General features: G+C 39.6%; 8 protein-coding genes and 1 pseudogene. 5 read left to right on the forward strand and 4 right to left on the reverse strand.

The genetic code is table 11. The features are described from left to right. A partial coding sequence (locus CALSC_RS09105; RefSeq protein WP_143288204.1) for a hypothetical protein occupies window positions 1-267 on the reverse strand: 267 nt, incomplete at its 3' end. A gap of 703 nt (window positions 268-970) precedes the next feature. Further along, window positions 971-1,201 (reverse strand): NifU family protein, encoded by a 231-nt coding sequence (locus CALSC_RS09110; RefSeq protein WP_088241050.1) that lies wholly within the window; start codon window positions 1,199-1,201, stop codon window positions 971-973. 330 nt (window positions 1,202-1,531) lie between these two features. On the opposite strand from CALSC_RS09110, the gene CALSC_RS09115 reads away from it, so the two are divergent. From CALSC_RS09115 to kdpC, 4 genes are all read left to right on the forward strand, one after another. Next, complete coding sequence (locus CALSC_RS09115) at window positions 1,532-2,833, forward strand: RNA-guided endonuclease InsQ/TnpB family protein (RefSeq protein ID WP_088241051.1); 1,302 nt, start codon at window positions 1,532-1,534, stop codon at window positions 2,831-2,833. Window positions 2,834-3,297: 464 nt separating this feature from the next. Then, window positions 3,298-4,983, forward strand: a complete 1,686-nt coding sequence (gene kdpA, locus CALSC_RS09120; RefSeq protein WP_088241045.1) for a potassium-transporting ATPase subunit KdpA — start codon at window positions 3,298-3,300, stop codon at window positions 4,981-4,983. Window positions 4,984-5,259: 276 nt separating this feature from the next. Next, entirely contained in the window at window positions 5,260-7,293 is a 2,034-nt protein-coding gene (gene kdpB / locus CALSC_RS09130; protein ID WP_088241046.1) for a potassium-transporting ATPase subunit KdpB, read from the forward strand. A gap of 29 nt (window positions 7,294-7,322) precedes the next feature. Beyond that, on the forward strand, window positions 7,323-7,922 hold the full coding sequence (gene kdpC / locus CALSC_RS09135; RefSeq protein ID WP_088241047.1) for a K(+)-transporting ATPase subunit C: 600 nt from the start codon (window positions 7,323-7,325) through the stop codon (window positions 7,920-7,922). A 444-nt stretch (window positions 7,923-8,366) separates the two neighbouring features. Here kdpC and CALSC_RS09140 read toward each other — a convergent pair whose 3' ends face one another. After that, complete coding sequence (locus CALSC_RS09140; protein ID WP_088241048.1) at window positions 8,367-8,744, reverse strand: hypothetical protein; 378 nt, start codon at window positions 8,742-8,744, stop codon at window positions 8,367-8,369. 476 nt (window positions 8,745-9,220) lie between these two features. On the opposite strand from CALSC_RS09140, the gene CALSC_RS09145 reads away from it, so the two are divergent. Then, window positions 9,221-10,261, forward strand: a complete 1,041-nt coding sequence (locus tag CALSC_RS09145; RefSeq protein ID WP_088241049.1) for a hemolysin family protein — start codon at window positions 9,221-9,223, stop codon at window positions 10,259-10,261. Window positions 10,262-10,380: 119 nt separating this feature from the next. On the opposite strand, the pseudogene CALSC_RS09150 reads toward CALSC_RS09145, so the two are convergent. Further along, window positions 10,381-10,612: pseudogene (locus tag CALSC_RS09150) on the reverse strand (metallophosphoesterase); the annotation flags it as partial.

Genomic DNA, 10,612 nt, shown 5'->3' on the forward strand with positions numbered 1-10,612 from the left:
TCCATCATTCTCCTTACGATTTAAATCTGGTAGTACATCATCCACTCCTAGTAAACCCTTACCATCTTTATTTGCATAACCACCATAAGCTCCTTTATATAGTTCTCCTTCTTGATCTTTTCCTGTTCCAAATCCAAAACCATCCTTATCCCCAATACGAATATAGTTAAAAGCTGCTGCTTGAGCAGAAGACATGGATACAAAACTGCCGATAATTGTTAGCAAAGCGGTAGAAGAAGCTATTAATACATTGTTAAAGAATTTCATTTGTGTTTATCCTGAGCTACAACAATTCCAGTCTATTGGCTGTTCAATGGATAAACAAGATTTATGAAGGGAATTAATCCTAAAAACAAAAATCACAGTGAAATACTGGCACACGAGCAAGTTTATAGTATCTTTTAATACTCTCGTTTATTGTGTTGATCAAGGATTATCATCCGTATTTTGACGAACAATAACCGAAAACTAAAAAGATTATCCTATATCAAATTGATAATTTGGTAAAAATCTCTACGAACATCAGTATATAACGAATGTTATTATATATGAAAAATGTCTTTTATTTTATAGGTTAATTGCCAGTATCATAAATGTATTTTATAGAATTTTTGATTAATGCTTTGTATTAAAAAGTCCTATTTATCTGGTAAAGGCATAAAATTGAGGAATAATTATTGCTGATTATAAAGTTAGCTTGAACTGAAACAAAACTTGCTCTGCTGAATCTGCAAAGGTCTTTTCATTGACTCGAAATGTTTTTAATAACTGATAACTGAATAAATTAGGCAGTCCCGATGAAAAAATTTTTCACAACCAAGGATGAAAATAACTCTGACCGACTCCCGACTCCCGATTCCCGATTCCCGATTCCCGATTCCCCACTTCCCATTTCCAAGCTAGGAGTAGAGTGAGGAAGGTGGTATAAATTTTAGTATACTCCTACCCTCGAACTCATAACTCCTAACTGTTAAACTACTTGTTCCACTTCTCCAATCTCTGGGATCTTTTCTCGCAGACGACGCTCAATCCCCATTCTTAAAGTCATTGCGGAACTAGGACAAGAGCCACAGGCTCCTTGTAAGCGCAGCTTGACGACGGGGCCATCAAGTTCTACCAATTCCACATTTCCGCCATCAGACATGAGGTATGGACGCAGCTCATCTAATACATTTTCCACATTTTCAGTTGTCAGTTTCAATTCATTTTCCGCGTTTTCATTTGCCATTTCCATTACATGTGACCTCTATGAACTCAAAAAGATTTATTTTCCAGGCTGATTACCTATATGGTAGACCCAATTGCTGGGATATTTAAGTTCAATTTCTCAAGTTAACTAAAACATCGTAAGTCCCCCACTGAAACTGTACTCCATTCAGTGGCGGGATATAAGGTGGGTGGCGACGAAGACATCTGCAACCAATGCCGCAAGGGGAGGGAGGAGATGTTTGAGGAGTCGCCAAATATTTCCAGAATAATGTTACTGCGATATGCATATAATAGTAACAGGTCGATGTTTGGAGTAGTTCCGATGAGAAAACAAGCACTAAAAGTTAGGTTATACCCCAGTGATAAGCAGATTCAAGTGTTAGACCAACATTTTGGATGTGCGCGGTGGTGGTGGAATTATGGGTTAAATCAGTGCATTGAAACCTATAAAGCAACTGGTAAAGGCTTGTCTCAATCTGGACTCAATTCCATGTTGCCAAAACTCAAAAAAGATAAAGAAACTGAGTGGCTAAGTGAGTGTTATTCACAGGTTTTACAATCTGTGAGTCTCAATCTTAGCCGTGCATATCAAAACTTTTTTGAGGGTAGGGCAAAATATCCGAGGTTCAAATCCTATCATCACCGTCAATCAATCCAGTATCCACAGAAGGTAAAACAGGTTAATGATTGTTTGAAGTTTCCCGGTAAGGTTGGAATAGTAAAAGCTAAAATCCACCGACCCCTTGATGGAACGATCAAAACAGTCACAGTTAGTAAATGCCCATCGGGTAAATATTACGCTTCTGTGCTGATGGAATACGACGGAGATAACCCAACACCAACGGACAGTTTGCACAAGTCGGGGAACCCGCCCATGCAACTGTCCTCAACTACAGATGGTAAGGTCGTGGGTATTGATTTAGGAATCAAAGATTTTGCTATTACCTACGATGGTGATAAAACTTCTAAATACGCCAATCCTAAACATCTGTACAAGTATCAAAAAAAATTAGCCGTAAAACAACGGATTGCAGCCCGTAAAGAAAAAGGTAGCAACCGCAAAAATAAAGCTAACAAGATTACAGCTAGGGTATACGAACAAATTAGCAATGTCCGCCAAGACTACCTACACAAGCTATCTAGGAAGATAGTTGATAATAATCAAGTTGTGGTAGTTGAAAATCTAAATGTCAAGGGCATGGTACGTAACCATAAACTAGCAAAAGCAATATCTGATACCTCATGGGGAACCTTTGTGAATTTCCTCTCTTATAAATTAGAAAAAGAGGGGAAAGTATTGGTAGAAATAAATAGATGGTTCCCCAGTTCCAAGCTTTGCTCTAACTGCCATTATCAAATCAGGGATTTACCATTAGAGATTAGGGCTTGGACTTGCCCAAGTTGCGGAACCCATCATCATAGGGATGGCAACGCAGCGCAAAATATAAGGGCTGAAGGTATTAGACTGCTAGCATTGAGCGCAGCCGAAATGTCCTCCTCTGGGATGGGGGAGGCTAACGCCAGTGGAGAGGATGTAAGACCAACTCGCGGACGTAAATCCAAGATGAGGCAATCTTCTGTGAAGCTGGAAGCCAACACTCACCCTTTAGGGGAGTGTGGGTAGTTCACTTCTCTCCACTTAGTTGAGATCGAGCGATCGCTTCACTGATTCATCTTAATTCTATAGCATTGATCGATTTGTATCACCCACAGTATCACGGGTTGATTTTCATACAGGTATTAGTGATGTTGCCAAAATATATAGTGCATGGGAAACCAGATTGTGAAAAGATCCCTTGGTAACGAGGGATCAGTGGCAAGGTATATAAATTAACTTATAACCGGGTGTAAATTTACTAGCTATTTACATCCTCTGAGACTTATCACTAGAGAACAATAAAATTGATAAATTATAACTATCATTACTACTATAATTATGTACAAAACAAAAAATGATATATTAATTGACTGAAAACAATCTAAATTGCATTGAATTGATTTAATTTATTGTTTTTGATATTCATCTAGTAATTATTAGATTTTACCGATAAAACAACCTTTTGAAATAATAAATACCTGCTTATATTTATGGGACAAGGATTGCTACAAATCGGATTAACTCTCTGTATTATAATCGCGATTTCTCCTCTATTAGGAAGATATATTTACAGTGTATATATAGGCAGGAAAAGTTTACTCGACCCATTGATTAATCCTCTAGAAAAAATCATCTTTTTTTTAGCAGGTGTCTCGAAAAAAGATAGTATGAATGCTTGGCAATATATCAGAGCTGTGCTTGCTACTAACTTATGCATGGGCATTGTTGTATATTTATTGCTGATTAATCAAAAAATATTGCCCTGGAATCCGACAAAATTGGGAATAGTCAAATGGGATTTAGTGCTACATACAACTATCTCATTTTTAACCAATACCAATCTGCAACACTATGGAGGGGAAAATACTTTTAGTTATTTCAGTCAAATTGCAGCATTAGGTTTTTTGATGTTCACCTCCGCAGCCACAGGATTGGCAGTAGGAATCGCTGTAATTCGTGGTTTAACGGGTAAACCCCTGGGTAATTTTTATCTAGATATTACCCGTGGAATCACACGCATATTATTACCCATATCTATAGTAGGAGCGATCGCATTAATTAGTTTGAGGGTTCCCCAAACTTTATCTGCTCCCATGGTAGTCAATACCTTGGAAGGGGAAACCCAATACATTGCCAGGGGCCCAGTGGCATCTTTTGAGATGATCAAAATGTTAGGTAATAATGGGGGAGGTTTTTTTGCTGCCAATTCTGCACACCCGTTTGAAAATCCCAATGGAGCCTCAAATTTAATCGAAATCATCGCTATGGTAGCTATACCAGCCGCCTTAATTCACACCTATGGTTTTTTCGCCAACAACAGGAAGCAAGCTTGGTTACTATTTTGGATGGTATTTATGATTTTTTTGGTGTTGTTAGGCATTACTGTGGCAGGTGAGTATAGAGGTAATCCTCTGATTAATAATCTATTAACAGAAGCAGTACCTAATTTAGAAGGTAAAGAAGTCAGATTTGGTTGGGCTCAAACCGCATTATGGGCAGTAATTAGCACGGCAACTATGTGTGGTGCCATCAATGGAATCAATGATTCCTTAATGCCGAATGGCAGTTTTGCTACTTTATCTAATCTATTTTTACAAAGTGTTTGGGGAGGAATTGGTACAGGAATTATCCACTTGTTAATTTACTTGATTATGGCAATGTTTCTTGCCGGATTAATGGTAGGACGTACACCTAGTTTTTTAGGCAAAAAAATTGAACAGAGGGAAATTCTCTTGGTGAGTTTAGTCCTATTAATTCATCCAATGATAGTGTTAATTCCCAGTGCGATTGCTTTACTTAACCATGTTCCCCTATCAGGAATTACCAATCCGGATTTTCATGGCTTTTCCCAAGTGATTTATGAATATGCCGCCGCTAGTGCGAATAATGGTTCCACATCCCCAGGACTGAGCAATAACAATTTATGGTGGAATTTGAGTACAGCTTTCAGTATGCTACTAGGACGCTACGTACCAATAATTGCTATCCTCCTAGTGGCTGAAAGTATGGCACAAAAACCATTGGTACCTAAAAGTATTGACAGTTTAAGAACTGATTCTTTGCTATTCACCAGCTTTACTGTGGGAATTATGTTGATTCTCACAGCATTAATTTTCTTCCCAGTGATGATATTAGGTCCAGTAGCAGAGGGTCTTAAACTAGCTGCTGGTACATAGCAAAAGTTGTTGAAGAAGGCAGGAGGCAGGCTTCGGCCGTGAGCTCAGCCGAACGGAGGCAGGAGGCAGGAGTGAAGGAGGGAAGGAGGGAAGGAGTGAAAGATAAAAAATCTTAACTACCAACCATCAACTATCAACCATCAACTATCAACTAACAACTAACAACTATCAACTAACAACTAACAACTATCAACTATCAACTATCAACTAACAACTAACAACTATCAACTATCAACTCCCCATTCCCCACTCCACATTTTCAAGCACTATCCGGCAATGAAGCAGTCAAAACACCCCACCCAGGATATTTACTCCCAAGCTATAGTTGATGCTTTTTTTCAGCTCAATCCCCAATCAGCAATACAAAACCCAGTCATACTGTTGGTGTGGCTGGGGACAATTCTCACCCTGATTCTTACCATTGCTCCTAATTTATTTGGCGAGATTCCCAGCCAGAATCCCCGACTTTTTAACGGGTTGGTGACATTTATTTTACTAGTTACTATTTATGCTGGTAATCTAGGAGAAGTGATCGCTAAAGCTAAGGGTCAGGCAAAAGCTAATAAACTGCGATCGCTGAAGTCGGAAACCATTGCCAAAAAACTAGCTGTGGATGGCACAGTTACAGAAGTATCTTCTCAGACATTACAACGGGGAGATTCGGTATACGTTGTCGCTGGAGATATAATTCCTGCCGATGGAGAGGTGATTTTAGGTGTAGGTTCCGTCGATGAATCCATCATTACTGGAGAATCTGCTCCCATACTCAAAGAATCGGGTTCGGAAGTTGCCAGTTCTGTCACCGAAGGTACACGCATTATCTCCGATGAATTAATTATTTCTGTCACAGCCAATCCTGGTCAAGGATTTATTGACCGGATGATTGCTTCAATGTCAGGAGAAGAAAGCCGCAAAATACCCAATGAAATTGCTTTACAGGCATTATTAGCGGTAATGGCATTAATCTTTTTGTTTGTGGTTGTCACCTTACCAGCATTTGCTTTTTATCTGCAACTTCCCATTAGTGCAACCATTTTAGTTGCCCTATTAGTGTCTTTAATGCCTACTACAATTGCCTCCTTATTAAAGACTATCAGCATTGCTGGCATAGATCGCATTGCCAACTCGAATGTAATTGCTAATTCTCTGGATGCAGAAATATGCACTGATGTCAATACCTTAGTGATTGATAAAACTGGTACTATTACCCTGGGAAATCGTTTAGCAGAAAATTTTATTCCTATCAATGGTCATTCGGAGTTAGAGGTAGCAGCCATAGCTATTGCTGCCAGTGTATTTGATGACACACCAGAAGGAAAATCAATCATCCGACTGGCAGATAAATTGGGAGCCAAGATTGACTTCGATCCCTATAGAGCGGAAGCTATTTATTTCTCCACCACCACCCGCATAAGTGGGACAAATTTGCCCAACGGTAGTCAAGTAAGAAAAGGTGCATTAGCAGCAATCAAGGAATTTGTTGGTTCCTCAAGCCAAAAATTATCTGACGAAATTGATTTAGCCTGTGAACGCATTTCTCTCCAAGGAGGTACACCCTTAGCTGTGTGCTTAGACGGAGAAATTTATGGCGTTATCCATCTTAAGGATATTGTGAAACCAGGAATCCGAGATCGCTTTTACCAATTGCAACGCTTAGGTATCTATACCATCATGGTAACTGGGGACAACAAAACCACCGCCGGGGTAATTTCTCGGGAAGCAGGAATAGATGACTTTATTGCTGAAGCCACTCCAGCAGATAAAATTACTGTCATTCAACAACAACAAGCTGAAGGTAAATTAGTAGCAATGACTGGAGAAGGAAATAATGATGCTCCAGCTTTAGCTCAAGCAAACATCGGCTTGGCAATGAACACAGGTACTCAAGCGGCTAAATCTGCCGCTAATATGGTGGATCTAGATTCTGACCCCACCAAGTTAATTGACATAATTACCATTGGCAAACAATTATTGATGACCCGTGGAGTATTGACCACATTTTCCATCAGCAATGATATTGCTAAATATTTTGCCATTTTACCGATTCTGTTTACTACCTTGAACCTGGGAAGATTTAATATTATGCAGTTGAGCAGTACAAATTCTGCGGTACTGTCCGTACTCATTTATAATGCGATCGCTATCTTTGCTTTTATTCCTCTAGCTTTACGAGGTATTAAATTTCGACCCGTGGGTGCAAATCAAATTTTTCAATCTCATCTGTTGATTTATGGTATAGGGGGAGCAATCATACCATTTGTTGCGATTAAATTAATTGATATGGCGGTTACAACCATAGGATTGGCTTGAAAATATTTAGGAGTGAGGAATTAGGAATAATGATATATATTCGAGAAACCACCAGAGCGATTCGTATAGTCTTACTTCTATGGTTAGTTGCGGCAATCATCTATCCCTCCATTGTCCTCACCGTGGGTCAAACTTTCTTTAAACCCAAAGCTAATGGCAGTATCATCCAAAATATTAACGGTGAACCCATCGGCTCGGCTTTAATTGGTCAACAGTTTACTGAGGATAAGTATTTTCACGGCCGTCCCAGTGCAGTAGATTATGCCCAAGCTGATAAAGGTAAACCTAGGGGCATATCTGGAGGTAGTAATTTATCTCCTGGTAATAGCAAACTGTTAAACAGAATTAAAGAAGAATTGGAAATTTTTGCAGAAGAGGATATGCAACCATTTCCAGAACTAATTTATACCTCTGGTTCTGGATTGGACCCTCATATTTCCATACAAGCTGCTAGAAACCAATTAGAACGGGTAGCCAGCGCCAGGGATATTAGACCAGATGAAGTATTTAGCTTACTTAAAAAATACACAGATAAAAGATTTTTTGGTATTTTCGGTGAACCAGGAGTCAATATCTTAAAGCTAAATTATGCCCTAGATTTGCAAGATTTTAACCGCAATCAAAATTAGATATTTGCTCCCAGAAATCTCCACACAAAAAATGAGAGGAAAAGGTTTGTGCTACGTAAGAATGAAGGCAAGGTACAAATGCTTACAACATCACCAAAATAGGGAGTGGGGGAGTAGAGAGTAGGGAGTAGGGTCAGAGGAAAAATACCCTACTCCAGGATGGTTTGTTAGCGTTAGCGTTAGCGAAGCGTCTCCTGAAAGGAAATAGCGTGTCCGGTAGGACATAGCCCCCGGATTTATCCGTGGAAAGTTAAGAAAATTTGGGTGGGGAGGCGCGCTTGCGGTGACAGAAAAAACGTCAACATTAAATCCCCTACTTTATTAAATCCCCTACTTTTAAGTATGGGGCATCCCTACTCCCACGCCCCTACTCCCTACTCCCTCGTTAAAGATAGCAATTAGAGACAACATTTTCCCATTTTTTCCTCTCCATAATACCTCGACTTAGCGCGTTCTATTAATCAAAAGACCACCAATGGCTCCATTAACAGCATCTCGCACTGGGCGTTTGCGTCTTCTAATAATCAGACCAGATACAGTACTAGCCGCAGCTCCTACAGCCGTATCTCGAACCACACTAGATTTTTTGCCACGGTTAGCAGCATTTACTGCTGCACCACTGACTGCGCCGTTAATTAGATTATCCATGGTAGAACCCTTTCTGGTAATAACTCCCGATACACCGGCAACTCCGGCTCCTGTGACTACGTCTTTTAATAACCTATCATCAGCAGAGGCAGGGCTAGCTGGGATGAAAGCTGCACCGATTAATCCCGTGGCAATCAGACTAGGTAAAAGTCGTTTTTTCAGGATTATATTCATGATTACATCTCCTATGTATATTTGTTTATCTATAATTACCAGTCTAGACTGTATTTTCCAGGCTGCCTGATGCTAAAATTGTGTAAATTTACGTAAAGTATATAACTTAGGCACACCTGTTTCTTCAAAGCCAATGCTATACGAACCAGAATATTCGCTAATTTTACAAAGCTACAAACTATGCTCGCAATGGTGAAATTGATTTCTTTTGCCAAACATTATTTTTGACGTACTCCCTGGGATAAATCCCTTTTTGTCGGGTTTCATCCCCTGGTTAAAAACTCAAGGGTTCTCACCCTCCCATTATGTTTTGATAGACTTGATATTACTGTTACCATCCAGAAGTCCGTCAAATTTTGGCTGGTTTTCCCTACGCTACAAATTAAGTTTATTGATACCTTAATTTAACAATTAGGATATGGGTAGTGCTCATTTCCAGTCAAATCTATTCCAATTATGAGCTCACTCCACTGAGTATGTTAGAACTCCTTATTACTGCATTTACTATTATCTTGGGTTCAGCACTGTGTGCAATGGCAGAAACAGCTTTATTTTCAGTTCCCAGAATTAAAGTCCAACAGTTAGCACAATCCAAAAAACCAGGAGCAGAGGCACTATTGGCAATTCGGAAAAATATGAACCGACCCATTGCTACTATTGTAATTCTCAATAATATTTTTAATATAGTTGGTGCTGCCGTTATTGGTATTCTTGCAAATAAGGCTTTGGGACAGACATGGTTGGGTATCATCACAGGGATTATGACTTTTCTGATTATAGTTTTTGGTGAAATCATCCCCAAAACTATCGGTGAACGCTATTCCCAACCTATTGCTTTAACAGTTGCTTTACCAGTCCGTTTTTTAACCTTAGTGTTTAGCCCTTTGGTGTGGTTAGTAGAAAAAATCACCCTTCCCTTTACCCAAGGGAAAAAGATTCCCACAACCAATGAAGCAGAAATTCGCTTCCTTGCTACCATTGGTTATCAAGAAGGGGTGATTGAAGATGATGAAGCGGAGATGATTCACAGGGTATTTCAACTAAACGACTTAACTGCTGCTGATGTCATGTCCCCCAGAATTACTATCACTTATTTACATGGAGATCATACCCTTGGAGAAGTCGAACAAAGTATTATTTCATCCCAGCACAGCCGCATTTTGGTGATTCAGGATTCCCTAGAACAAGTCATCGGTTTAGCGCTCAAACATGAGTTACTTACGGCACTGATTCAAGGAAAATACGAGCAACAAGTCGCTAATCTGGTTCGCCCCGTACATTTTGTTCCGGAAATGGTGCGGTTAGATAAATTACTGAAGAATTTTCAAGATAGTCGTGAACATTTAGTAGTGGTACTTGATGAGTATGGTAGTGTATCCGGTGTCGTTACTTTGGAGGATGTGTTGGAAGTGCTGACAGGGGAGATTGTAGATGAAACTGATAAAATTATTGATTTACAAGAAATTGCCCGCAAGCGCCGGGAGAATATGCTTAAGTCTAGGGGATTGGAGATGTGAATTTACTTGTTCCCTTTGAACCAAAATACGATACGATTTCCTCACCTATATCTGCCCGTTCGCTATATTTTAGATTAACTGCCCTATGCCCAGGAATGAAATCCTATGGGCATAGGGAGTTAAAATTTCCCCAACTCTGAAAGTAGTAATGTACTGTGGTTATCAATTAAGGTAGGAGTACCACAAGGGGAGATTGCTCCATATTCCTGGAAATATTGGCCTAATTGTGGGGAAAAACTATAATAATCTAATAAAGCATCACCATCAGCCACGGTAGCCCAAAAATTTCGGAATCTGGGAGCTAGTTCTTCAGCCTGTGCTAAGGGTAAGTTCAAAGGTGGTAAGTAGGTT

The sequence above is a fragment of the Calothrix rhizosoleniae SC01 genome (assembly GCF_900185595.1).
Lineage (GTDB): Bacteria > Cyanobacteriota > Cyanobacteriia > Cyanobacteriales > Nostocaceae > Calothrix_A > Calothrix_A rhizosoleniae.

Bases quoted from the DNA above. Each gene is read 5' to 3' on its own strand.
- CALSC_RS09115 (WP_088241051.1), top strand. From the start codon at position 1,532: ATGAGAAAACAAGCACTAAAAGTTAGGTTATACCCCAGTGATAAGCAG.
- kdpA (WP_088241045.1), top strand. From the start codon at position 3,298: ATGGGACAAGGATTGCTACAAATCGGATTAACTCTCTGTATTATAATC.
- kdpB (WP_088241046.1), top strand. From the start codon at position 5,260: ATGAAGCAGTCAAAACACCCCACCCAGGATATTTACTCCCAAGCTATA.
- kdpC (WP_088241047.1), top strand. From the start codon at position 7,323: ATGATATATATTCGAGAAACCACCAGAGCGATTCGTATAGTCTTACTT.
- CALSC_RS09140 (WP_088241048.1), bottom strand. From the start codon at position 8,744: ATGAATATAATCCTGAAAAAACGACTTTTACCTAGTCTGATTGCCACG.
- CALSC_RS09145 (WP_088241049.1), top strand. From the start codon at position 9,221: ATGTTAGAACTCCTTATTACTGCATTTACTATTATCTTGGGTTCAGCA.